Source organism: Cognatishimia activa (assembly GCF_001458335.1).
Taxonomy (GTDB): Bacteria; Pseudomonadota; Alphaproteobacteria; order Rhodobacterales; family Rhodobacteraceae; genus Cognatishimia; species Cognatishimia activa.
In genome coordinates, this window is record NZ_CYTO01000024.1 from 621,507 (window position 1) to 642,981 (window position 21,475).

Here is a 21,475-nt window from a genome sequence, read left to right on the forward strand (position 1 = left end):
TGCGGTGTAAGCTTTATCCGCGGCGACGGCGGCCACCGCCGCGACGACCACGGCCGCCACCAGCCGCGTCATCGTCAGATGCGTTGAATTTGATCCATTCCGCGCCACCTTCATCGTTGTTGGTCAGGAAGTTCGCCGCACGGATCGCTTCCATCTCTTTACCAGCGCGTGGCTTCGTAGAACCCATACCGAAGAGTTTCACGAATGCTTCGTCATCCATGCCTTCTGGAAGGATCACGCCAGCCGCTTCAACAGCCGCTTTCTTTTCCGCGATCTTCTTAGGACCAATTGGCAGGGCAACCGGGTTCATGATTGCAGAGGTCATGCCCGCTTCCATTGCCATTGGCAGGAATGCGTTGTTCACGCCGTGGCGGTTCGGCAGGCCGAAAGAGATGTTTGACGCGCCACAGGTGGTGTTCACGCCCAGCTCGTCGCGCAGACGACGGACCAGAGCAAACACCTGCAGGCCCGCAGTGCCCATTGCGCCAATTGGCATAACAAGCGGATCCACCACAATGTCATGGGCCGGAATGCCGAAGTCAGCGGCGCGCTCAACGATCTTTTTGGCGACTTCAAAGCGCACATCTGGGTCTTCAGAGATGCCGGTGTCGTCGTTTGAGATCGCAACAACTGGGACGTTGTATTTCTTCACCAGTGGGAGCACCAGTTCCAGACGTTCTTCTTCGCCAGTCACAGAATTCAACAGAGGACGGCCATTTGCCGCTTCTAGACCCGCTTCCAAAGCGCCGGGAACAGAGCTGTCGATACACAGAGGGCAATCGGTGACTTCTTGAACCGTTTCAACCAATTGGCGCATTAGTGTTGGTTCAACAAAGTTGTTGTCCGCATAGCGCACGTCTTCGGCCATTTTGTTGGAGAAGACTGCACCGGAGTTGATGTCCAGAATGGTCGCACCCGCCGCAACCTGCGCCAGAGCGTCAGATTGCACGCGAGAGAAATCGCCTGCTTCCAGCTCTGCGTTCAGGATTTTACGGCCTGTTGGGTTGATGCGCTCGCCAATAACCGAGAACGGTTGGTCAAACCCGATAATCGCGGTTTGGGAGTTTGATTCAACGATAGTACGGGTCATTGTTGGTCCTTAGTTGGTTTGAGACGCAGGCACGTCAGCGCCATTGTCTTGGGCCCATTGGGCGTTTGTTTTGATGCCGCCGAGCGGGAAGAAATGCACGGATTCAATGTTGAAATCCGGGTTCTCGGCTTTGTGGTTCGCAAGCTCGGTGATCACTTCTGTTGGCTCATATGGCAACATCAGCTTTGTCACATCCATCGCACGCTTTTGCAGCACTTTCAAAGATGGCCCAACGCCACAGGCGATGGCGAATTTGATCATGGTCTGCAGTTTGGCAGGGCCTGCGATGCCGATATGAACAGGGATATCAATGCCAGAGGCTTTCAATCCGTTTGCCCATTCGATGATTGGCTTTGATTCAAAGCAGAACTGCGTGGCCAAGGCCATTTTCGCGTCGGTGCGCTGCGAGAATTCTTGTTTCCAGCTCAGCGCTTCGCTGACATTCTTGGTGGAGCCATCCGGATCAATGTCTTTGTTGCCTTCTGGGTGACCCGCCACGTGCAAGCGCGTGAAGCCAGCCTTGTCAAAAAGACCGGTTTCCAGCAGCTGCATAGAGCTATCAAAGTCGCCATGCGGTTTCGCGACACCACCGGCAAGCATCAGGGCTTGCTTCACACCTGCTTCGCCTTGGTACATCGCGATCCAGTTCGCCAAGGTCGCTTCATCTTTGATGATGCGGGCAGGGAAGTGGGGCATCACGTCAAAGCCTTCTTCAGACAGACGCTTTGCAGTGCCAACCATGTCTTCAATCGGCGTGCCTTCGATATGCGCAATGTAAACGCGTGTCTCTGCGGGCAGAATATCGCGGAAATTCTCAACCTTGGTGGCCGTACGCGGCATAACCTCAATCGAAAACCCTTGCAGGAAGTCTGACACGTTTGCATTGGCCGGCATCCCGGTCTGAGCTTTACGTGAGAAATTCAAAAGCGCCATCAGCCTTTTCCTTATGCCCTCAGACATCAGAGCGTATCGCCCTATGCCCGACCGTCGTTGTTCACCAGAGCGATAATTCGCTCCCGATCATATTCCGCTTCGATCTTCGCAGCTTCTGCTTCTGCGATCTCGGCAGGATCTCCATCAACAACATAGGGAGCAGCCTTGCGCCATTCAGCCAAATAGTCATCGGTTTCCGCTGCGCCAGATTTCATGGCTGCGCGGTCGATGGCTTGTTCAAACCGCTCATCGAGCTGTTTTTTCGCACCACGACGACCTTTGCCAACGATCACCTGCGCTGGGATATCGCGCCAATAAACAATGGTGACGTCTGGCATGGTTTGATTCCTCTACGTTGTCTGATCTTTGGTAGCGTGGGCTTAGATCGTTTTGTGGCGTGTTTTCGACTTAATGGCCGCTATCAGCGACTTCGGCTTTGTAGCGGTGATAAAGCGCTGGGGCGAGGGGGCTAAGGCTGAAAAATCCTAATGATCATAATGAATGCAGGCTGTTTTACGCAACAAGACTGCGATCCGAGTGATGTCGGGCATCAGCACATAACACAGGGATTGCGTGAGCGACGTCTTGCCTCTAGGTTGAGGGTAACTCGAAATGGAGGGCGTGACCATGGCGCCCAAGCGTCCCAAAGGTGCGGGCGCCTTCCCGAAAGCGGTAGAGAGCCCCGCGCCTAAAAAGCCTGATTCTAGCGAGCTTTACGCCGCTTTGGATCTGGGAACCAACAGCTGTCGCATGCTGATTGCCCAACCGAAGGGCAACCAGTTTCATGTGGTTGATAGCTTTTCCAAATCCGTCCAGCTTGGCTCCGGTCTTGAGAAGACTGGGCGTCTGTCACGCGGCTCTATGCGGCGGACTATTCAAGCTCTGCGCATCTGCCAGCAAAAGCTGAAGCGTCACCGCGTGAAGCATATGCGCCTTGTGGCGACCGAAGCCTGCCGCCGTGCACGCAATTCCCGCGATTTCATCAAACAAGTGCGCCGCGAAACCGGATTGCAGCTGGAAATCATTCCACCAGAGGAAGAAGCGCGTCTGGCAGTGATCAGCTGCGCACCGTTGGTGTCCACAAAAACCGAGCAATTGCTGGTGGTGGATATTGGCGGCGGCTCGACCGAACTCGTGTGGATTGACCTTTCCAAGGTGGACCGCATTGAGCGCCCCAAAGCGATTATGCGTATGCATCATGGGTTGCAGAACATTGAAACAATGTTCCCAGCCGCACGGGTGGTGGACTGGATTTCGGTCCCGCTTGGGGTGGCGACACTGCGGGATCAGTTCAACGATGTTGAAGATGACGCTGCGCGTTTTGCTTTGATGAGCTGGTTCTTTGAGGAAAACCTTGCGGAATTCGCGCCTTACAAAGACGAGCAAACCCGAGATGGGTTCCAGATCGTCGGGACATCCGGAACCGTGACCACAGTTGCCGCAAGCCATCTGGGGTTGCGTCGCTATGATCGCACCAAAGTGGATGGTCTGCGCATGACGTCTGAACAGATCGATGCGGTCATAAATGATTATCTGCGTCTTGGCCCTGCGGGGCGTCGCAAAGACCCGCGGATTGGGCAGGACCGCCATGCATTGATCATGTCTGGATCGGCAATCTTGCAGGCCCTTTTGCGCGCCTGGCCGACAGATCGTCTTTCCGTCGCGGATCGGGGGCTGCGCGAAGGCCTTCTCTATGCGCAAATGTCTGCAGATGGTGTCTTGGAAGACGGGCCGTTCTAAGGCATAAGCCGCGCCCAACCCATATTGGATAAAGAAATGCCCAAGAGCAAAAATACATCCGGCCGCGGTCAACGCGATCTAAAGGTCAAAGTCAAAACCGCTCGCGGTCGTAGCCTGAGCTCGACCCGTTGGTTGCAACGGCAGTTAAATGACCCGTATGTGAAACGCGCTCAGGCAGAAGGCTATCGGGGTCGGGCTGCCTTTAAGATTCTGGAACTGGACGATAAATACCGATTTCTCGTGCCCGGCGCTCGCGTCGTTGACCTTGGCTGTGCCCCCGGTGGCTGGCTGCAGGTCGCTGTGAAGCGTGTGAATGCGCTGGGTGAGAAGCAGGGCAAGAAGGTCGGCACTGTGCTTGGGGTCGATTTGCAAGAGGTAGAACCCTTGGCGGGCGCAGAAGTGCATCAATTGGACTTCATGGAAGATGATGCGGACCTGAAAGTGAAAGACTGGCTGGGCGGCAATGCAGACGTGGTCATGTCAGACATGGCGGCGGCCTCTTCGGGTCACAAACAGACGGACCACCTGCGCATCATTGCGCTGTGTGAGGCAGCGGCCTATTTGGCGTTTGATGTATTGGAAGAGGGCGGCACGTTTGTTGCCAAGGTTTTGGCAGGCGGTGCCGAAGGCGATTTGCAAAAACTTCTGAAGCAGAAATTCACAAAAGTCGCCAATATGAAGCCGCCATCCTCTCGGGCGGATTCATCGGAAAAATTTGTGGTTGCGACTGGGTTCCGGGGTTAACGGATTAAAACCGCAGGGAGGCGCAAGCCATATCGCGGAAAGCTTCCATCGCCGCGGCATTCTCTTCATGGGGAGCGCTGCTTCCGGTGCAGGCATTGCTTTGTCGCATCAACTCAAACAGGCGAAAATGCCGTGCTTTTGGGCTGACGGATTGCTTTGGGTCGCGAAAATCGCACTGACGGATATGCATGGCGGGTCTCTTACACCTATTGACGAACTAACAGATGAAAGTTTGCGCGGAAATCTGTCTAAATTTGCGCCGAATTGGGACGGTTCAGAGAAACTTTGGCGACATACAGGTCCGGAACTTCAGGAGATTACGGCGCTAGCGATGCGTCGAGGGGTCAATAAACTCGGCGTCGAGTTCATCGACGATGCTGCCGGTCGCAAGGATCGGCGCCGCGTCAATATTATCGGCGTCTAACAGCGACGCGATGCGCTCAGCTGCGGCGAGCAGCATAGACTTCTCCCAGTCTGCCAGCTGCTCAAATCGGGACGCAAATATCTTTTGAATTGGGTCAGGCGCATTCTCAATCGCAATGCGCCCCTTCGGCGTTAGAGAGATCATTTTTTGTCGGCGATCAAAACGGTAAACGATCCGATCAATCAGACTGCGCGCTTCAAGTTTGTCGAGAAGTGTGGTGACGGTCGCTTGCGATACACGCATTTGAACAGCCAAGGATTTTGCTGTCGCACATTCGCATTCACCAATGAATTTTAAGAGGCGCAGTTGGACCGGGGTCAGCCCCACGGATTGCGCAACATCTTTGCTATGCAACTCAGTTGCTCGCAGGATGCGGCGCAAGGCTGTCAGGGTTGCATTCGTTCGATCCATTGACGCTACGTCTTTCGAATATATTTGCACACACTAAGGATATTTTGGCCAAGCACACAGTATAGAAAAATGTCGCTTTTCAATTGCTTGTGGTCGCTTAACACTAGTGAATGCTTCATTTGGTTATAAAACTTGATTCCACGATAAATACAAATGTTTAGGTTTACTAAACAAATGAACCGCCATTAAGATGGTTCTACCAACAGAGGGTAATATCTATGAAAAAAATGATCGGAGCCGCGTTTGGCTTGATGATGGTGCCAGGTTTGGCAGCTGCTGAAGACTGTGGTGACGTATCCATCACAGAGATGAACTGGGCGTCCGCCGCGATTGTAACCAACGTCGCAAAGTTCATCCTAGAGCAGGGTTACCAGTGTAATGTACAAGTTGTTCCATCTTCTACAGTGCCTGCGGTGACATCTTTGGCCGAAAACGGCGAGCCTGACATTGTAACAGAAATGTGGACCAACGGTGGTGGCCCAGCATATATCAAACTGAAAGAAGAAGGCCGCGTGGCTGAACTGGCACCAGTTCTGAGCCCAGGTGGTGTTGAAGGCTGGTTCATTCCTAAATGGCTGGCGGACAAGCACCCAGAGCTGGCAACCATTGATGGTATCAAAGCGAACCCAGAGCTGGTTGGCGCACGGTTCAACAACTGCCCAGAAGGCTGGGGCTGCCGTATTCTGAACGACAACCTGCAGCGCGCGCTAGGTGTCGAAGATTCTGGCATCGAAATCTTTAACCACGGTTCCGGCGAAACTCTGGCGACCTCCATCGCAGCAGCGTTTGAGGATGAAGAGCCATGGTTCGGCTACTATTGGGCGCCAACAGCGGTTCTCGGTAAGTACGAAATGGTTAAAGTTGAGCTGGGTCCAGTGGATGCAGAAGTGCACGCACGTAACCAAGACAAAGACCGTGACAACCCAGAAATCTCTGACTTCCCACCATCCCCAGTTTGGACTGTTGTGACGTCTGAATTCAGCACCGAACGTCCTGCGATCGCATCTATGCTGTCCCAAATGACATTCGACGTTGGTGTCATGAACGGCATTCTTGCATGGCAAGACGCAAATGGCGCATCTGCAGAAGAAGCGGCTGTTAACTATCTTCTGAACAACAAAGACCAATGGTCCGCGTGGTTGAACGAAGATGCGACAGCAAATCTTGCGAAGATCTTGCAATAAGCTGATCACCGAAATCAGAGGTCGCCTTCGGGCGGCCTTTTTTATTTTGCGTTTGATTTGATTGGCGTAAGCTAAAGATCAGCGCCAAGAGCCAGCTGCAGGGGATACATGAATGGCCAGTTACGATTTTTTATTCAATTCAACAGGGTTAGAAGGCTGGTGTGATACAGAGCAAAGCTCTGCACCAACGTCTATGGCCGACTTGATGGCTGCTGCACAGGGCACCGAAGTTGAAATAACTGCATGGGATTTTCCGTTTCCTTCGTTGGATGCGTTAAACGAATCCTGTGGCAAAATTCCTGAAACGCGAGATCTGACAAAGGGCCTGGAAGACGGTTTCTTGGCCATGAAGGACTCGCTGCGTTTCGTGTTGGATCCGATTACAGAGCCGCTGAGCTGGATGCTGGATGGCGCGCTTTATCTTGCGGAAGTCACCCCATGGTGGATTGTTATCCCACTCTTGCTGCTGATCACCCGCATGATCTCCAAGTCTTGGTCCCTGACCATTGGCGTTGGCGCATCGATCGTTGGTCTCGCATTCATTGATCACTACAGCTATGCGATCCAAACCCTTTCGATCATTTTCGTTTGTGCAGCGATATGTGTGCTCTTAGGGGTGCCCATAGGGATTGCCATGTCGCGATCTGACAGATTGCAACGGGCTATCATACCGGTGCTCGATATGCTGCAAACGCTTCCGACCTTTGTTTACTTGATTCCGCTGATTTTCTTGTTCAGCGTGACCGAGTCCAAGCTCTACGGTATTGCGATCATTCTTTATGCGATTGTGCCCGTGGTCCGACTGACTGACTTGGGTATTCGCATGGTGGACAAAGACGTCTTGGAAGCAGCTCAGGCTTTTGGCATGACGCCTCGCCAAAAACTGTATCAAGTTCAGATCCCACTTGCGTTGCCAAACATCATGGCTGGTATCAACCAGACCATTATGATGAGCCTCGCGATGGTTGTGATCGCCTCGCTGGTGTCTGCACCAGGTCTGGGTGTTCTGGTTCTGCGCGGCATCCGCTCGCTTGAACTGGGTGTTGGCCTCGTGGCTGGCCTTGGCATCGTTATCCTTGCGATCATTCTGGATCGTGTCACCAAAGCAGCTCTGGCGCGTGTAAACGCATCTCAACACTAAGGCGCACTTATGACTGAACCAATGATTTCTATTCGTAACCTGTACAAGGTTTTCGGTTCCGACCCTAAGGCTGCCATGAAAGAAGTGCATGCGGGCATGGGCAAGGAAGAACTGCGCGAGCATAACGGGCATGTTCTAGGCCTGAAAAACATCAACGTGGATCTGCAAGAAGGCGAGATTACCGTCATCATGGGCCTGTCTGGCTCTGGTAAATCCACGCTGGTGCGCCATTTCAACCGACTGATTGACCCGACCGAAGGTCAGGTGTTGGTCAAAGGCGAGGACGTTCTGGCCTATGACGAGCTGCAACTGCGCGAGATGCGCCGTAAGACCATGTCGATGGTTTTCCAGCACTTCGCATTGCTGCCGCACAGAACCGTGCTCCAGAACACAGCGCTTGCCCCTGTGGTGCGTGGTGAAGACAAGTCTGAGTATGAACCGGAAGCCAAAAAGTGGCTCGAGCGGGTCGGTTTGGCGGGCTATGAGGACAGCTATCCGCACCAGCTTTCGGGCGGCATGAAACAGCGTGTGGGTATTGCCCGCGCTCTGACCTCGAACGCGCCGATCATGTTGATGGACGAAGCCTTCTCGGCGCTTGACCCATTGATCCGTACTGACATGCAGGACTTACTGCTTGAGCTTCAGGTTGAGCTGAACAAGACCATTGTCTTCATTAGCCACGACTTGGACGAAGCGCTGAAACTGGCAGATCATCTCGTCATTCTGAAAGATGGCGAAGTGGTTCAACAGGGCGAGCCGCAGCATATTCTGCTGAACCCAGAAGACGACTACATCGTTGACTTCATCTCCGACATCAACCGTGCGCGGGTTCTGCGCGTGCGTTCCATTATGGAACCGTTGAATGAGAAGATAGAACATTCCGGCGAAATCCAACGCGAAGACACGCTGGAGCAGGTGATTGCCCAAACCGGCGGTGAATCAAGCGGGACCTATCTGGTGAAGCACGAGGGTGAACCGGTGGGTGAGCTTCAGATGTCGACGCTGGTGCGTTCTTTGGTGCCGCAGAAGCGCAGCGGCCATTAAACGAAAGGGCGTGTTTTGTTAGGCCTGGCTTTGTTGGGATTGCTTGCCGTTTTTGTTTTCGTTTTTGTGCTGGGTGGCCTGACTTAGGTCACCCATCGTAAAAGAAAACTACGGTGCCATATCAATAAAGCTGATGCTTTCGACGCGCTTGTTCGTCCCAAAATCAATGAACGCGCGCCATTTGGAGAATGCCTCATTTGGCGCGCGGCATAGAGGCAACTCAAATCGATCTGCCGAAGACGCCTGACCGATTGGTGTATCACCCAAAATTTGAAGAACATCGCCTCGCGTCGTTCCAACCGTGATCCCCGATGGCATTTCCGCCCAAGCCTCGGTAGCAACAATCTCCACAACTCGATCTTTATAGGTATCGACGGTCATCCCAATGTGCGTGATCCGGTCAAACTGTAATCCGCTGGCGCGGGCAGGGGTCGGTTCTGGGGTGCCAAACTTCCCAAGCGTGTCCAGCGATACGCCCATACCAATCCCGCCGAGCGAGAATTCTTCTGCCGGCAGGCAGCTTTCGGTCACGTCGTTCAGGGTCTGTTGCAAAAGGATGGGCCCACTGGAATGCGTGCCTAAGGGGTGCATCAATGTCCAAGAGCGATGATCCCATTCCAAACCAGCGGCAACCTTGGCGTCATAAATCCCGCCGCCCCAACCGTAGGACACGGTTTCGGGGATACATTCCAATTGGGCGATAGGTTCGCCATTCTTCGCCACCTCAAGCCAGCCAAACTGAAAATTGCCCGCCTTCATCTCTTCCTCGGAAAAGGGGCGGTTGATGCCGCCACCGACTTGATAGCTGTATTCCCCATTATAAAAGGTCACGCTCTCATTGATCGCACGGCCAATTCCGTTCCAGGGCACGTAATCGACCTCAGCAATGGGCTCTGAAAGGAAAAGCTCTGGGCCGCCGCCGATTGGTCCGTATTGGTAGGTCGCCAGCTGATCGTCAAAACAGACAAAGACCTCGGCATTGCGGCCTTCAATTTGACAGGAATTAAACGGCTCTTGACCCTCCGGGCATCCGGCGATGGCCGTTGAGCCCCAGAAAACCATCAAGCCAGCCGTTGAGCCAAGTCGCTGCCACATAAGAATAACTACCCACGCCACGTTTAACTGGCGCGACTATGGCGGGCGCGATTGTCAAAGTCTATCGCTTGATGTGAGACGCTATGGATAGAGAGGAATGGTGGGTCGTGAGAGGCTCGAACTCCCGACATCTTCGGTGTAAACGAAGCGCTCTACCAACTGAGCTAACGACCCATAAGTCATGCCGGTCTTAAAACCAGCTGTCATTCCAAATCACCCTTGGTATCGCCGCCAAATCAAAGCGGGGGATGATGGTGGGTCGTGAGAGGCTCGAACTCCCGACATCTTCGGTGTAAACGAAGCGCTCTACCAACTGAGCTAACGACCCGGTGACGCAGGTTTTAATCGTTATGTCAGGGGGAGGGCAAGAGCTAAAAACAACTTTTTTGTCAAAAAGATTTTTCGCGTCGAATTCTGGGTTTTCTTTATCTTTTCCAATGGCTTCGACGATCTGTACGCGGGCCTATAAGTAATCGAAACAGCCGTCAGAGCGGAATTTACCTTAAATTATTGGTGCGTGGCTGACCGCCAGAAGCGGCGAAATTCTTTTGTGTGAAAAAAATGCAAAATACCTCTCTCAAACCGCTTGACGATGCCAGCGCCTAAGCATAAACCCCTCTCACCGCAGCGACGGCAACGGCGCTACGGTTCTTTCAGAGAGCGGTTGTAGCTCAGTTGGTTAGAGTACCGGCCTGTCACGCCGGGGGTCGCGGGTTCGAGCCCCGTCAACCGCGCCACTCTGAAGGCCCTGATCCGGGAAGGATAACATAGGTCGAAAGATCAAGCGCGCGGTTGTAGCTCAGTTGGTTAGAGTACCGGCCTGTCACGCCGGGGGTCGCGGGTTCGAGCCCCGTCAACCGCGCCACTTTCGATTGAGATGCGAGCTACGCATGAAAGCACCCTGAGGGGTGCTTTTTGCGTTTTGTGTTTGTCAGTTTTACGAGTTTGCAGGGGAATATCACGCTATAAAGGCGGCGATCCAAAGCAACCCAGCCATGAAGCAAGACACTAAGACCGCGAGGGAGCCCAAGTCTTTTGCGAGCCGAGAGAGATCATTTCTTTCTGGCCCGATGCGGTCAATGGCTGCTTCGATTGCGGTGTTCAGGATTTCCGTTAGCAGCACTAAAAGGAGAGAGGCGATCAATACCGCTGAGATAAAGGGATTATCGGTGATCCAGAATGCAAGCGGTGTGCAGGCTAAGAGTACGTAGCATTCCTGTCGAAAGGCTTCTTCGCTTTGCCAGATGGATTTCAGCCCGGCCATAGAATTTTGCCATGCAGCTAACAGCCTCTTGTGACCTTTAGGTGCCTTATTCGCCATGTTGAAACCACTGGTCGTGTTAAATGTTCAGTCAAACGGGATACAAACTCATCGCTCCGCTTGAAGCAAGAGAAACACTTCAAGGTAGCGCTGTCTACAATTATGGGTGCTCGTAGGGATAATGGCGGAGAGACAGGGATTCGAACCCTGGGTCCCCGTGAAGGGACAACGGTTTTCGAGACCGCCCCGTTCGACCACTCCGGCACCTCTCCGCGGGGAGTGTTCGGCGGATGTATAGCGGAAAAGTGACCCGTGCAAGCGGGTTTCGCGTTGTAACAAGCGCGTTCTACATTAAGTTGAAAGGAAGCAAACTGATCGGAGGTTCCCTTTGCTGACATCCGCTTTCAAAACCGTCGCCAAAACAGCCGTTTCTTGCGTTGCGGCCACCGCATTTTTGGCCACATCTGCCTTTGCCGCAAATCGCGAAGACGTAAAATCCTTCCTTGAGACCACTGGCTTTGACGTCGCGATTGAATCCATTGCGGTCGGGGCAGGGGGCGCACCGGCGATGCTTGGGCTGGAAGGCAATGAATTCGGCCAAGCCTGGACCGATCTCACGGAAAAGACATTTGTTCCGGAAGAGATGGTCGAACAAGCGCTTGATCTCTTAGAAGAGCGGCTGGATCAGGACCTTTTGCAACATGCGGCGGACTTCTATGGCTCTGATCTAGGCCAGCGTCTGGTTCATACGGAAAACCTGTCTCATATGGATGATGACGAGATCAAAAACCTTGCCGGACGCCAGATCGTCGCCAAGATGGTGGAAGAAGGTGATCCAAAGATCGGGTATTTCCAGCGCATGCATGTGGCCATCGACCCAGAAGGGCTGGGGTTGAAAGCGGTTCAAGTGATCCAAGTGCGGTTCATCCTTGCAGCCTCGCGTGCCGGTGTCATTCGCGATGACCTTGATGAAGGCATGCTTTGGGCGCAAATCGAAGCAAATGAGCCGGCAACCCGGCGTGCTATTCTTGAGAACTCCATAGCCAGTGCGGCCTATACCTATCAGGGTTTCACGGGCGAAGAGCTTGAGGCCTACACAGAAGCCTTGGAAGACGAGCGCATGCAAACGGTCTATCAGGTGATGAACGCGGTGCATTATCAGATCATGAGCGACCGGATGGACGCATTGGCGCTGCATTTGGATCGGCTGATGCCGAGCGAAGAACTATAGGCTGAAAATTCGCGTGAATTCTTTTAAGAAAACACGCTTTTTGGGCTTTGTTTGCTTGACTTAAACCTTTGATGGGAACATAAGCCCGCATCGGCGTAAGGATTCCTTGCGCCGTGTTTTGTTGTAACAACGCTCTGAGAAGGGCGCGCAGTTTGAGGCGGCTTGTCTGAAAACCAAGCCAAAACGCCTGTAAATCAGGGGCCAAATGACGCGGTCAAATGAAGGAAAAGGGACATGTTCGCAGTCCTGAAAACCGGTGGCAAACAGTATAAAGTACAGGCAGGCGATGTTCTGCGTGTCGAAAAACTGGCTGCTGACGCGGGTGAAAAAATTCAATTCAACGAAGTTCTGATGCTCGGCGGTGACAAAACCGTTGTGGGCGCACCTCTCGTTGATGGTGCAGCGGTTCAAGCCGACGTGATCGACCAGATCAAAGGCGAGAAGCTGATCAAATTCGTTAAACGTCGTCGTAAGCACAGCTCTAAGCGCACCGTCGGCCACCGTCAGAAACTGACTCTGGTTCGCGTAACAGACATTCTGTCCACTGGTGCAGACAAGTCTGGCGTTAAAGCAGCGATCGGTGCGGGTTCCGTATCTGGCTCAGCTGTTGAAGCGGCAGCTCCTGCGAAAAAGGCGCCTGCTAAGAAAGCAGCTCCTAAAGCAGCAGCCCCTGCAGCTGAAGTCGCAGACGATCTGAAGAAACTGTCTGGCGTTGGTCCGGCTCTGGAAAAGAAACTTCTGGAAGCAGGCGTCACCACATTCGCGCAAATCGCGGCGTGGGGCGAAGCAGAGATCGCAGAATTCGACGAGAAGCTGTCTTTCAAAGGCCGCATCGAGCGCGAAGGCTGGGTTGAGCAAGCCAAAGAGCTGGCGAAGTAAGCGAAGTATAGGAGACACACGATATGGCACATAAAAAAGCTGGTGGTAGTTCCCGTAACGGTCGCGACTCCGCGGGTCGTCGTCTGGGCGTTAAAAAATATGGTGGCGAGTCTGTAATCGCAGGCAACATCATCATGCGTCAGCGCGGCACAAAGATGTGGCCGGGCGAGAACGTAGGCATGGGCAAAGACCACACAATCTTTGCTACCACCGACGGCAACGTAAAGTTCCACAAAGGCCTCAAAGGCCGCACCTTTATTTCGGTTCTCCCGGTGGCGGAGGCCGCTGAATAAGCCGACCTTAAGGTTATGAGATAATTGAGGGATCGGCTTTAGGGCCGGTCCCTTTTCTTTTTTCGCGTTGCGCGATGTTGGTCTTGGGTACGGGGTCACATGAATGCCCCATTATCCGCCTATGAGATGAACGAGTGCGTGAGCGAGACTTGTAAGACGATTTCATCGCATCCACTTAGGGTGCACTACTAACGGCAGCCATTCGGGGGCGACAACCAGGTTTGGGAGGACCCAGATCGCCATAAAGACCAAATGAGCCGCTCAACAAAGATCCGATTGGGGTGAAAGGACATCTCAAAACGGGTTTCATTGGAGGATAGCGCAGATGATGCACGATATGATTGTGAACCAGCCGGTTATCGAAGCGGAACGCTTCGTCCTGCGCCCCCTGCGTCGCTCAGATCAGGGGCTGATTGAACATTATGCGAGCGATCGTACCTTGGCACGTATGACCACATCGATCCCGCACCCGCTGCCACCAGGCGTCACGGAAGCGTTTATTGCCCGCTCTCATTCTGAGGATCGTGTTGAAGACGTGTGGGCGCTGGACGGCACCGGCCATGAAAATGCCGAAGTGATGGGTGTGATCTCATTGGAACGCGTTTCTGAGGACCAAGCCGAGATCGGCTACTGGGTTGCACCTCCGTTCTGGAACATGGGTTTTGCCTCTGAAGCGGTACGCACATTGATCGCAGCAAACCCGCTGGGCTCCAAAACCCTCTTTGCCAGTGTCTTTCAAGACAACGCGGCCTCCGCCCGTGTCCTGACAAATGCAGGCTTCCAATACCTGGGCGATGCGGAGAACTTCTCGGTTGCACGCAACGCCCCGGTGCCAACATGGACATATAGCCTAAAACTCGATTGAGCTTGCCCCCGTCTATGCTGTAACAGGCGGGGACACCCCGCCTGAAAGGACTGCCACAATGAAATTTCTTGATCTGACAAAGGTCTACATCCGCTCGGGTGGCGGTGGCGGTGGCTGCGTGTCTTTCCGCCGCGAGAAGTTCATCGAATATGGTGGGCCTGATGGCGGTGACGGCGGCAATGGCGGCTCGGTCTGGGCAGAGGCGGTTGAAGGCCTGAACACGCTGATCGATTTCCGCTATCAACAGCACTTCTTTGCCAAATCCGGCCAAGCGGGTATGGGCAGTGGTCGCACCGGCGCGCGGGGCGATGACATCGTGCTGCGTGTGCCCGTGGGCACGGAAATCATGGATGAAGATCAAGAAACCGTGCTGGATGACCTGACCGAGGTCGGCCAACGGGTTCTTTTGGCCAAAGGCGGCAATGGCGGCTGGGGCAACCTGCACTTTAAGTCCTCAACAAACCAAGCGCCGCGTCGTGCAAATCCGGGTCAGCCGGGCATTGAGCGCACCATCTGGCTCCGTCTGAAACTGATCGCAGATGTGGGCCTGTTGGGCCTGCCAAACGCCGGTAAATCCACCTTCTTGGCAGCCACATCAAACGCACGCCCCAAGATCGCCGATTATCCATTTACGACCTTATATCCAAACCTTGGTGTTGTGGGTGTTGATGGCGTTGAATTTGTGGTCGCAGATATTCCGGGCCTGATCGAAGGTGCCTCCGAGGGCAGGGGCCTTGGCGACCTGTTCCTAGGTCACGTGGAACGCTGCGCGGTCCTCCTACACCTTGTGGACGGCACCTCAGGCGATCCTGCAAAGGATTACGAGACCATTATTGGCGAACTCGAAGCCTATGGCGGTGTCTTGGCTGAAAAGCCCCGCATTACGGTGCTCAACAAGATCGACACCATGGATGAAGAAGAGCGCGCTTTCTTGAAAGAAGAGCTCGAAACCGCCATTGGTGGCCCTGTTATGCTGATGTCCGGCGCGAGCCAAGAAAACGTAACCGACGTTCTGCGCGCTTTGCGCAGTCAGATTGACGACAACCGGCTTCGGATGAAACAGGCCGAAGAAGAAGTCACATCGAATAGTACCAATGAGGATGAAGGCGACACAACGTGGCAGCCCTGACCCAAGCAAAACGTCTGGTCATTAAAATCGGGTCTGCCTTGCTTGTAGACCGGAGCAGCGGCGCTTTGCGCAAAGACTGGCTCCTTGGTTTGGCAGAAGACGTTGCTTGGTTAAAGTCTCAAGGTACCGATGTGGTGCTGGTCTCATCTGGGTCCATTTCGCTGGGCCGCAGCGCTTTGGGGCTTGCGACCCAAGACCTTCCTTTGGACCAATCTCAAGCCGCCGCCGCCGTGGGCCAAATCCGATTGGCGCGCGCCTATGAAGAGGCGCTTGCGCCCCACGACATCATGACCGCGCAGGTTTTGGTGACGTTAGAAGACAGCGCTAACCGTCGGAGATATTTGAATTCTCGAGCCACCTTAAACCACCTTCTGAAGATGGGTGTGGTGCCGATCGTGAATGAAAACGACACGGTGGCGACTGACGAAATCCGCTACGGCGACAATGACCGCTTGGCGGCGCAAATCGCGCTGACAACCGGTGCGGATCAATTGATCCTGCTTTCCGACGTGGATGGGTTCTATTCGGACAACCCTCAAAGCAATTCGAATGCGAAACGCTTTGATGTAATCAAAGAGATCACGCCGGAGATCGAAGCCATGGCGGGTGACGGTCTCTCAGGCCTGTCCAAAGGTGGCATGATTACCAAGCTCTTAGCCGCAAAAACCGCCACCAGCGGTGGCTGTGCTATGGCGATCACAGAAGGTTCGGTGCATCGCCCGCTGACCGCTCTTGAGAATGGCGCAAACGCCACTTGGTTCACGGCCCAAGGCACTCCGCAACTGGCGCGCAAACGCTGGATCAGCTCTATGAAACCTCAAGGCACCATCACGGTGGACCAAGGTGCCGAAGGTGCGCTCGCCAAGGGCAAAAGCTTGCTCCCCGCAGGCGTCACCCAAGTAACGGGCCGGTTTGAACGCGGTGATCCGGTGGAAATCCTCGCCACCGATGGACGTAAACTTGGGCAAGGGCTCTGCACCTACACCGCCTATGAGGTGACCCAAATCAAAGGTCGCCAATCCAAAGACATCGAGTCGATCCTCGGCTACCAGGGCCGCACCGCCCTTATCCACCGAGACGATATGGCGCTCTAAGTTTCTTTTTGGCATAAATATCCCCGCCGGAGGCACGCTTCGGCACCAACACAAAGCAAAGGACAGATCTGATGAAAGACATCGCAGATATCGCCGCCCTGATGAGCGACATTGGCACCCGTGCCAAAGCCGCAAGCGCAGAGCTCGCCTTTGCCCCGCCGGAACAGAAGGAAAAAGCGTTGAATGCGGCGGCCGACGCCGTATGGGCGCAGCGCGCTGACATTATTGAAGCGAACAAAAAAGACTTGGAATTTGGCCGCGACAAGGGCCTTAGCCCTGCCATGATGGATCGCCTGATGCTTGATGAATCGCGCATTCAAGGCATTTGCGATGGCCTACGCGCGGTGGCGTCGCAAGACGACCCTGTTGGCGAAGTGCTGGCAGAATGGGACCGCCCAACCGGCCTCAACATCAAACGTGTGCGCACACCTTTGGGTGTGATCGGCGTGATCTATGAAAGCCGCCCCAATGTGACCGCAGACGCGGGTGCGCTTTGCCTGAAATCCGGCAACGCCGTCATCCTGCGCGGTGGCTCTGAAAGCTTCCATTCCTCAGGTGCCATTCACGCATGTCTGGTCGAAGGTCTGAAATCCGCTGGCTTGTCAGAAGATGCAGTCCAGCTGGTGCCAACGCGCGATCGCGCAGCGGTTCAGGAACTTCTGACAATGGTTGACACCGTTGACGTGATTGTGCCGCGCGGTGGCAAAGGCCTTGTCGGTCTTGTGCAGCGCGAAGCGCGCGTGCCGGTCTTTGCGCATCTTGAAGGCATCGTGCATATCTACCTGGACAAAGACGCAGACGCGCAAAAAGCCATGGATGTCATCTTGAACGCCAAGACCCGCCGAACCGGCATCTGTGGCGCAGCCGAATGTCTATTGATCCATGAAGATGTCGCGGCAAGCCTTGGAAAAGACGTGATTTCTATGCTTCTGGAAGCAGGCGTGACTGTCCATGCGGGCCCATCTCTTCAATCCATTGAGGGAACCGTTGCCGCGACGGAGGAGGACTGGGGCAAAGAGTATCTGGACATGGATATCGCCGCCAAAACCGTCTCCTCGGTGGATGACGCGATTGCGCATATCCGCCAATACGGGTCAAACCACACGGACTGTATCATCACCGAAGATGAGGCCACGGCCGCGCGCTTTTTTGAGCGTTTGGACAGTGCCATCCTGATGCGCAACGCATCGACCCAGTTTGCGGACGGCGGAGAGTTTGGCATGGGCGCAGAAATCGGCATCGCCACGGGCAAAATGCACGCACGCGGCCCTGTGGGCGCGGCGCAGCTGACCAGCTTCAAATACTTGGTGGAAGGCGACGGCACCACGCGCGCCTAAAGCCGTCTAAAACTGCATCAGTATCCGGCTTTCTGTAAGCCGGATACACATGCGCCGCCCGATCTGCCGCAGTGCGACGGGCAACAATGCAAACGACACTGTTGCTGGGAGAACTTCTTCGGGCGCACGCCCGTCCGCGAGGGGTGTCCACAATGCGTCTGTCACCAAAAGATGGTCGGTTTCAGCGGTCACGGTCCAATTGGAATCTAGATGCTTGATCGTGACATCGCCCCCCCGTGGCATGGCGCGCTCTAGGCACAAAAGCGCAAGACACAGCGCTTGAGCATCTTTACGCGAAACGTCCGATGCATCCTCCCAAACCACCGCAATTTTCTTGCTCGCGATTGCCTTCATTGCAGTTCTGAGTTCGGATGCCGAAACAACCTGCTGCCCATCCGACAACCCAAAAGCAAAACGAAAGAACCGCACGCGTGACACAGCATCTTCAGCGCTCTCTTTAATCAATGCGGTTTCATCGCCACCACCGCCCATTGCCATCAATTCTACCCCATTGGCGCAAGCGCCGATTGGGCTGATCAAATCATGGCAGATACGCGAGGCGACCAATTCGTGAAGTTTGGGCTTAATCATAGGGAAAATTCCCGATAGGAGGGATGTATGGATGATCTAAATGCATTTTTGGAGCCGGGCATGCTTGTGCGCCACCCGCAAAAGCCCGAATGGGGCACAGGACAGGTGCAATCCAATATTGCTGGGAAGCTTACTGTAAACTTCCAAGAAGCTGGTAAAGTGGTGGTCGACAGTCGTCGTGTGGGGCTCATGCCGGTCATAGATGACTTTACGCCTTAAAATGCTGAATAAAGAATTAAATAAACGAATCTTTTAGTATCACCGTGAAACTTAGATCATTTTCTCCAGTAATCCAGCATGTTGCCAACGGAGATTGTGGCACCTAAAACCGCATAAAATAAATTCGCAGGATCCATGCGCACAGCCACTGACAATCTCATCCTCAAGCTCGCCAACAGTGACGAGGACATTCGCGCCGCGCAGCATTTGCGCTATCAGGTCTTTGTCAAAGAGCTGGGCGGGCAGGGGACCCTGGTCGACCATGACGCTCAACTCGAGCGTGATGAATATGATCCCTATTTTGACCATCTCATGCTGCTCGACACAGATCGCGGTGATGATGTCCGCTCACAAACCATCGGCGTCTATCGCTTGCTGCGCGATGACATGATGCCGAAAGTTGGTCGATATTACACCGAAGCGGAATACGACTTAACGGTCCTCAAAAATAGCGGGCGCAAGTTGATGGAACTGGGTCGATCCTGTCTGCACGCTGATTACCGAGGGGGCGCGGCCATGTACCTTCTATGGAATGGTCTCGCCGATTACGTGCGTGAGCACGGTGTTGAAGTCTTGTTTGGCACCGCAAGCTTTCACGGCACGGATATTGATGCCTTGAAAGAATCCTTATCGCTCTTACATCATCGCCATCTCGCGCCGAATGAACTGCGCGTTAGGGCTGTTGAAAATCACTATCAAAACATGAACTTATGCGCCGAAGATAACCTTAATCGCGTCAAGGCAATGCGTGAGGTTCCAGCGTTGATCAAGGGGTATTTGCGCCTTGGCGGTTTCATCGGGGACGGCGCATTTGTGGACCACGATTTCAACACCGTGGACGTATGCCTGGTCATGGATACCGCAAAACTCAACGCGACCCAGCGCAGCATTTACACGCGGGGCGCTTAAGATGAGTTCGCCAACTTGGACCGGAGATGAGGACTATCCAGCGCCGATCAAGATTTCCGCGATCGGATGGTGCCGTGTGCTGCTGCGTGGTTTGCCAGTGGTTGCGATCTTGCTTGTCGGAATTTTCACCCTCACGCTAATCCGTTTGATTGAGCGGCCAATCTTTGGTTTGCGCCGGCCAATCGGAGGCCACGTCCCATCAATCGTCTGCCGCATAATCCTCTTTGTCCTAGGCATTCGTTTTAGGGTTTCAGGCAAGCCCATGGCTGGGGGTGGGGCGGTTGTGGCCAACCATTCTTCATGGCTTGATATCGTGACCCTGAACGCCGGCAACCCGGTGTTCTTTGTGTCCAAATCCGAAGTCGCGAAATGGCCCGGCATTGGATTTCTGGCCAAGATCACTGGCACGGTCTTCATAAATCGTGACCGCAAAGAAGCGCGCCAACAAACCAAGGTCTTCGAAGACCGTTTGGCGGCTGGGCAAAAACTCCTGTTTTTTCCAGAAGGCACGTCAACAGATGCCATCAGAGTTCTGCCATTTAAATCAACGCTCTTTCAGGCGTTTCTGTCTGATGAATTGAAACCTAAAATGCGCATTCAACCGGTCACGGTGAACTACATCGCACCGGAAGGCGAAGATGCTCGCTTTTATGGGTGGTGGGGCGACATGGATTTTGGTGCCCATATGCTTCAAACCCTATCAGCACAGCGCCACGGCAATGTCGAAGTGGTTTACCATACCCCTATTCAGGCAGCGGATTACGCCAACCGTAAAACCCTTGCCGCTTACACTGAAGCAACGGTTCGAAATGGCCATTTTCGTACCAAACACTCCCAGTAGGACTGCGTTCACCGCTTCTTCTTTGCAAAAATACTCAAAAATCCCCAAAATAACTGCAAAACAAGCCATCTCGGCCCTTGCCAGCCCCCTAAAACCGATGTAATTCGCGCCCATTCAATCCGCAGGCGAGGGTTGGTCCATTTGGGGGAGACATCCCCAAAGGTCCGCCGGTTGGAGCATCCGCTCTCACTTTCCCTCGCTCAGGCGTAAACCGGAAAAGGAAGAAAAGCATGGCTCACGTAGAGTTCACCATGCGCCAGCTGCTTGAAGCAGGCGTACACTTTGGTCACCAGACTCAGCGCTGGAACCCACGCATGGCAGAGTTTATTTACGGCTCTCGCAACGGCATCCACATCATGGACCTGACACAGACCGTTCCAATGCTGGACGCGGCTCTGAACGCAATCCAAGAAACTGTTGCGAAAGGCGGCCGCGTTCTGTTCGTTGGCACCAAGCGTCAGGCTTCTGCACCTGTGGCTGAAGCAGCAGAGAAATCTGCGCAGTACTTCATGAACCACCGCTGGTTGGGCGGCACACTGACAAACTGGAAAACCGTTTCTCAGTCCATCAACCGTCTGAACGAGATCGACGAAAAGATCGCGCAAGGCGGCGAAGGCCTCACCAAGAAAGAGCGCCTGAACATGGAACGTGACCAGGGCAAACTGCAAGCGTCTCTGGGCGGTATCCGCGAAATGGGCGGTGTTCCAGATCTGCTGTTCGTCATCGACGTGAAAAAAGAAGCTCTGGCGATTGCTGAAGCAAACAAACTGGGTATCCCAGTGGTTGCTGTTGTTGACACCAACTGTTCCCCAGATGGCGTTGACTATGTAATCCCAGGCAACGACGACGCGTCCCGCGCGATCGCTCTGTATTGCGACCTGGCAGCACGCGCTGCTCTGGAAGGCATGTCCGCACAGCTTGGCGCCGCAGGCGTTGATCTGGGCGAATTCGAAGAAGCTCCAGTTGAAGAAGCTGTTGCTGAAGAAGCGGCAGCTGAAGCTCCGGCAGAAGCGTAAGCTT

General features: G+C 54.1%; 24 protein-coding genes and 5 tRNA genes. 18 read left to right on the forward strand and 11 right to left on the reverse strand.

Annotated elements, in window-relative coordinates; translation table 11 throughout:
• Positions 1-13: 13 nt before the first annotated feature.
• From TA5113_RS14080 to TA5113_RS14090, 3 genes are read right to left on the reverse strand one after another with little or no spacing between them, the layout of a single operon-like run.
• Positions 14-1,090, reverse strand: a complete 1,077-nt coding sequence (locus TA5113_RS14080) for a methyltetrahydrofolate cobalamin methyltransferase (RefSeq protein WP_058314270.1) — start codon at positions 1,088-1,090, stop codon at positions 14-16.
• Positions 1,091-1,099: 9 nt separating this feature from the next.
• The gene (locus TA5113_RS17470) at positions 1,100-2,023 is read right to left on the reverse strand and encodes a methylenetetrahydrofolate reductase (protein ID WP_058314269.1); all 924 of its coding nucleotides are present in this window, start codon (positions 2,021-2,023) and stop codon (positions 1,100-1,102) included.
• Between the two features lie 41 nt (positions 2,024-2,064).
• A complete protein-coding gene (locus tag TA5113_RS14090; protein ID WP_058314268.1) occupies positions 2,065-2,361 on the reverse strand; it encodes a virulence factor in 297 nt (98 codons plus the stop codon).
• A gap of 289 nt (positions 2,362-2,650) precedes the next feature.
• Between TA5113_RS14090 and TA5113_RS14095 the strand changes: the two genes are divergently transcribed.
• Together TA5113_RS14095 and TA5113_RS14100 are read left to right on the forward strand one after the other, a co-directional pair.
• On the forward strand, positions 2,651-3,763 hold the full coding sequence (locus TA5113_RS14095; protein ID WP_058314483.1) for a Ppx/GppA phosphatase family protein: 1,113 nt from the start codon (positions 2,651-2,653) through the stop codon (positions 3,761-3,763).
• 36 nt (positions 3,764-3,799) lie between these two features.
• Positions 3,800-4,507, forward strand: a complete 708-nt coding sequence (locus TA5113_RS14100) for an RlmE family RNA methyltransferase (RefSeq protein WP_058314267.1) — start codon at positions 3,800-3,802, stop codon at positions 4,505-4,507.
• Between the two features lie 4 nt (positions 4,508-4,511).
• On the opposite strand, the gene TA5113_RS14105 is transcribed toward TA5113_RS14100, so the two are convergent.
• Together TA5113_RS14105 and TA5113_RS14110 are read right to left on the reverse strand one after the other, a co-directional pair.
• On the reverse strand, positions 4,512-4,697 hold the full coding sequence (locus tag TA5113_RS14105; RefSeq protein WP_058314266.1) for a hypothetical protein: 186 nt from the start codon (positions 4,695-4,697) through the stop codon (positions 4,512-4,514).
• A 135-nt stretch (positions 4,698-4,832) separates the two neighbouring features.
• Positions 4,833-5,342, reverse strand: coding sequence for a MarR family winged helix-turn-helix transcriptional regulator (locus TA5113_RS14110; RefSeq protein ID WP_058314265.1), 510 nt, complete (start codon positions 5,340-5,342; stop codon positions 4,833-4,835).
• 218 nt (positions 5,343-5,560) lie between these two features.
• Between TA5113_RS14110 and TA5113_RS14115 the strand changes: the two genes are divergently transcribed.
• The 3 genes from TA5113_RS14115 to TA5113_RS14125 all read left to right on the forward strand — a co-directional run bounded on the left by TA5113_RS14115 (position 5,561) and on the right by TA5113_RS14125 (position 8,711).
• Positions 5,561-6,526, forward strand: a complete 966-nt coding sequence (locus TA5113_RS14115; RefSeq protein ID WP_058314264.1) for an ABC transporter substrate-binding protein — start codon at positions 5,561-5,563, stop codon at positions 6,524-6,526.
• Positions 6,527-6,638: 112 nt separating this feature from the next.
• The gene (locus tag TA5113_RS14120) at positions 6,639-7,667 is read left to right on the forward strand and encodes an ABC transporter permease (protein ID WP_058314263.1); all 1,029 of its coding nucleotides are present in this window, start codon (positions 6,639-6,641) and stop codon (positions 7,665-7,667) included.
• Positions 7,668-7,676: 9 nt separating this feature from the next.
• Positions 7,677-8,711 carry a quaternary amine ABC transporter ATP-binding protein gene (locus tag TA5113_RS14125; protein WP_058314262.1) on the forward strand — a complete coding sequence of 345 codons (1,035 nt, stop codon included), beginning with the start codon at positions 7,677-7,679 and terminating at the stop codon, positions 8,709-8,711.
• A gap of 108 nt (positions 8,712-8,819) precedes the next feature.
• On the opposite strand, the gene TA5113_RS14130 is transcribed toward TA5113_RS14125, so the two are convergent.
• The 3 genes from TA5113_RS14130 to TA5113_RS14140 form a co-directional block, all read right to left on the reverse strand.
• Positions 8,820-9,806 carry a hypothetical protein gene (locus TA5113_RS14130; protein WP_058314261.1) on the reverse strand — a complete coding sequence of 329 codons (987 nt, stop codon included), beginning with the start codon at positions 9,804-9,806 and terminating at the stop codon, positions 8,820-8,822.
• 98 nt (positions 9,807-9,904) lie between these two features.
• Positions 9,905-9,980 (reverse strand) — tRNA-Val (locus tag TA5113_RS14135).
• 78 nt (positions 9,981-10,058) lie between these two features.
• Positions 10,059-10,134, reverse strand: a tRNA-Val gene (locus TA5113_RS14140).
• 332 nt (positions 10,135-10,466) lie between these two features.
• Between TA5113_RS14140 and TA5113_RS14145 the strand changes: the two genes are divergently transcribed.
• A tRNA-Asp gene (locus TA5113_RS14145) sits at positions 10,467-10,543 on the forward strand.
• 51 nt (positions 10,544-10,594) lie between these two features.
• Positions 10,595-10,671: transfer RNA gene (locus tag TA5113_RS14150), tRNA-Asp, on the forward strand.
• A 93-nt stretch (positions 10,672-10,764) separates the two neighbouring features.
• Here TA5113_RS14150 and TA5113_RS14155 read toward each other — a convergent pair.
• Together TA5113_RS14155 and TA5113_RS14160 are read right to left on the reverse strand one after the other, a co-directional pair.
• Complete coding sequence (locus TA5113_RS14155) at positions 10,765-11,070, reverse strand: diacylglycerol kinase (RefSeq protein WP_220387211.1); 306 nt, start codon at positions 11,068-11,070, stop codon at positions 10,765-10,767.
• A gap of 179 nt (positions 11,071-11,249) precedes the next feature.
• A tRNA-Ser gene (locus TA5113_RS14160) sits at positions 11,250-11,339 on the reverse strand.
• 116 nt (positions 11,340-11,455) lie between these two features.
• Here TA5113_RS14160 and TA5113_RS14165 point away from each other — a divergent pair.
• The 7 genes from TA5113_RS14165 to TA5113_RS14195 all read left to right on the forward strand — a co-directional run bounded on the left by TA5113_RS14165 (position 11,456) and on the right by TA5113_RS14195 (position 17,895).
• Positions 11,456-12,298 (forward strand): DUF2059 domain-containing protein, encoded by an 843-nt coding sequence (locus TA5113_RS14165; RefSeq protein WP_058314259.1) that lies wholly within the window; start codon positions 11,456-11,458, stop codon positions 12,296-12,298.
• Between the two features lie 234 nt (positions 12,299-12,532).
• A complete protein-coding gene (locus tag TA5113_RS14170) occupies positions 12,533-13,177 on the forward strand; it encodes a 50S ribosomal protein L21 (RefSeq protein ID WP_058314258.1) in 645 nt (214 codons plus the stop codon).
• A gap of 23 nt (positions 13,178-13,200) precedes the next feature.
• Complete coding sequence (gene rpmA, locus TA5113_RS14175) at positions 13,201-13,470, forward strand: 50S ribosomal protein L27 (protein WP_058314257.1); 270 nt, start codon at positions 13,201-13,203, stop codon at positions 13,468-13,470.
• 325 nt (positions 13,471-13,795) lie between these two features.
• Positions 13,796-14,335, forward strand: coding sequence for a GNAT family N-acetyltransferase (locus tag TA5113_RS14180; RefSeq protein ID WP_058314256.1), 540 nt, complete (start codon positions 13,796-13,798; stop codon positions 14,333-14,335).
• A gap of 58 nt (positions 14,336-14,393) precedes the next feature.
• Entirely contained in the window at positions 14,394-15,464 is a 1,071-nt protein-coding gene (obgE, locus tag TA5113_RS14185; RefSeq protein WP_058314255.1) for a GTPase ObgE, read from the forward strand.
• Positions 15,452-16,558 (forward strand): glutamate 5-kinase, encoded by a 1,107-nt coding sequence (proB, locus tag TA5113_RS14190; RefSeq protein WP_058314254.1) that lies wholly within the window; start codon positions 15,452-15,454, stop codon positions 16,556-16,558. The genes obgE and proB overlap by 13 nt, the downstream gene beginning before the upstream one ends.
• Positions 16,559-16,629: 71 nt before the next feature.
• Positions 16,630-17,895, forward strand: a complete 1,266-nt coding sequence (locus TA5113_RS14195) for a glutamate-5-semialdehyde dehydrogenase (RefSeq protein WP_058314253.1) — start codon at positions 16,630-16,632, stop codon at positions 17,893-17,895.
• A gap of 6 nt (positions 17,896-17,901) precedes the next feature.
• On the opposite strand, the gene TA5113_RS14200 is transcribed toward TA5113_RS14195, so the two are convergent.
• The gene (locus tag TA5113_RS14200) at positions 17,902-18,486 is read right to left on the reverse strand and encodes a histidine phosphotransferase family protein (protein WP_058314252.1); all 585 of its coding nucleotides are present in this window, start codon (positions 18,484-18,486) and stop codon (positions 17,902-17,904) included.
• Positions 18,487-18,513: 27 nt separating this feature from the next.
• Here TA5113_RS14200 and TA5113_RS14205 point away from each other — a divergent pair, with 27 nt between their 5' ends.
• The 4 genes from TA5113_RS14205 (at position 18,514) to rpsB (ending at position 21,471) form a co-directional block, all read left to right on the forward strand.
• Complete coding sequence (locus tag TA5113_RS14205) at positions 18,514-18,705, forward strand: DUF3553 domain-containing protein (protein ID WP_058314251.1); 192 nt, start codon at positions 18,514-18,516, stop codon at positions 18,703-18,705.
• A 135-nt stretch (positions 18,706-18,840) separates the two neighbouring features.
• Positions 18,841-19,614 carry an L-ornithine N(alpha)-acyltransferase gene (gene olsB / locus TA5113_RS14210; protein ID WP_058314250.1) on the forward strand — a complete coding sequence of 258 codons (774 nt, stop codon included), beginning with the start codon at positions 18,841-18,843 and terminating at the stop codon, positions 19,612-19,614.
• A gap of 1 nt (position 19,615) precedes the next feature.
• On the forward strand, positions 19,616-20,455 hold the full coding sequence (olsA, locus tag TA5113_RS14215; RefSeq protein WP_058314249.1) for a lyso-ornithine lipid O-acyltransferase: 840 nt from the start codon (positions 19,616-19,618) through the stop codon (positions 20,453-20,455).
• A 230-nt stretch (positions 20,456-20,685) separates the two neighbouring features.
• On the forward strand, positions 20,686-21,471 hold the full coding sequence (rpsB, locus tag TA5113_RS14220; protein WP_058314248.1) for a 30S ribosomal protein S2: 786 nt from the start codon (positions 20,686-20,688) through the stop codon (positions 21,469-21,471).
• Positions 21,472-21,475 lie beyond the last annotated feature (4 nt).

Excerpts from the sequence above, each read along its gene's own strand:
- TA5113_RS14080 (WP_058314270.1), bottom strand. The coding sequence starts at position 1,090 with ATGACCCGTACTATCGTTGAATCAAACTCCCAAACCGCGATTATCGGG.
- TA5113_RS17470 (WP_058314269.1), bottom strand. The coding sequence starts at position 2,023 with ATGGCGCTTTTGAATTTCTCACGTAAAGCTCAGACCGGGATGCCGGCC.
- TA5113_RS14090 (WP_058314268.1), bottom strand. The coding sequence starts at position 2,361 with ATGCCAGACGTCACCATTGTTTATTGGCGCGATATCCCAGCGCAGGTG.
- TA5113_RS14095 (WP_058314483.1), top strand. The coding sequence starts at position 2,651 with ATGGCGCCCAAGCGTCCCAAAGGTGCGGGCGCCTTCCCGAAAGCGGTA.
- TA5113_RS14100 (WP_058314267.1), top strand. The coding sequence starts at position 3,800 with ATGCCCAAGAGCAAAAATACATCCGGCCGCGGTCAACGCGATCTAAAG.
- TA5113_RS14105 (WP_058314266.1), bottom strand. The coding sequence starts at position 4,697 with ATGCATATCCGTCAGTGCGATTTTCGCGACCCAAAGCAATCCGTCAGC.
- TA5113_RS14110 (WP_058314265.1), bottom strand. The coding sequence starts at position 5,342 with ATGGATCGAACGAATGCAACCCTGACAGCCTTGCGCCGCATCCTGCGA.
- TA5113_RS14115 (WP_058314264.1), top strand. The coding sequence starts at position 5,561 with ATGAAAAAAATGATCGGAGCCGCGTTTGGCTTGATGATGGTGCCAGGT.
- TA5113_RS14120 (WP_058314263.1), top strand. The coding sequence starts at position 6,639 with ATGGCCAGTTACGATTTTTTATTCAATTCAACAGGGTTAGAAGGCTGG.
- TA5113_RS14125 (WP_058314262.1), top strand. The coding sequence starts at position 7,677 with ATGACTGAACCAATGATTTCTATTCGTAACCTGTACAAGGTTTTCGGT.
- TA5113_RS14130 (WP_058314261.1), bottom strand. The coding sequence starts at position 9,806 with ATGTGGCAGCGACTTGGCTCAACGGCTGGCTTGATGGTTTTCTGGGGC.
- TA5113_RS14155 (WP_220387211.1), bottom strand. The coding sequence starts at position 11,070 with ATGGCCGGGCTGAAATCCATCTGGCAAAGCGAAGAAGCCTTTCGACAG.
- TA5113_RS14170 (WP_058314258.1), top strand. The coding sequence starts at position 12,533 with ATGTTCGCAGTCCTGAAAACCGGTGGCAAACAGTATAAAGTACAGGCA.
- rpmA (WP_058314257.1), top strand. The coding sequence starts at position 13,201 with ATGGCACATAAAAAAGCTGGTGGTAGTTCCCGTAACGGTCGCGACTCC.
- TA5113_RS14180 (WP_058314256.1), top strand. The coding sequence starts at position 13,796 with ATGATGCACGATATGATTGTGAACCAGCCGGTTATCGAAGCGGAACGC.
- obgE (WP_058314255.1), top strand. The coding sequence starts at position 14,394 with ATGAAATTTCTTGATCTGACAAAGGTCTACATCCGCTCGGGTGGCGGT.
- TA5113_RS14195 (WP_058314253.1), top strand. The coding sequence starts at position 16,630 with ATGAAAGACATCGCAGATATCGCCGCCCTGATGAGCGACATTGGCACC.
- TA5113_RS14200 (WP_058314252.1), bottom strand. The coding sequence starts at position 18,486 with ATGATTAAGCCCAAACTTCACGAATTGGTCGCCTCGCGTATCTGCCAT.
- TA5113_RS14205 (WP_058314251.1), top strand. The coding sequence starts at position 18,514 with ATGGATGATCTAAATGCATTTTTGGAGCCGGGCATGCTTGTGCGCCAC.
- olsB (WP_058314250.1), top strand. The coding sequence starts at position 18,841 with ATGCGCACAGCCACTGACAATCTCATCCTCAAGCTCGCCAACAGTGAC.
- olsA (WP_058314249.1), top strand. The coding sequence starts at position 19,616 with ATGAGTTCGCCAACTTGGACCGGAGATGAGGACTATCCAGCGCCGATC.
- rpsB (WP_058314248.1), top strand. The coding sequence starts at position 20,686 with ATGGCTCACGTAGAGTTCACCATGCGCCAGCTGCTTGAAGCAGGCGTA.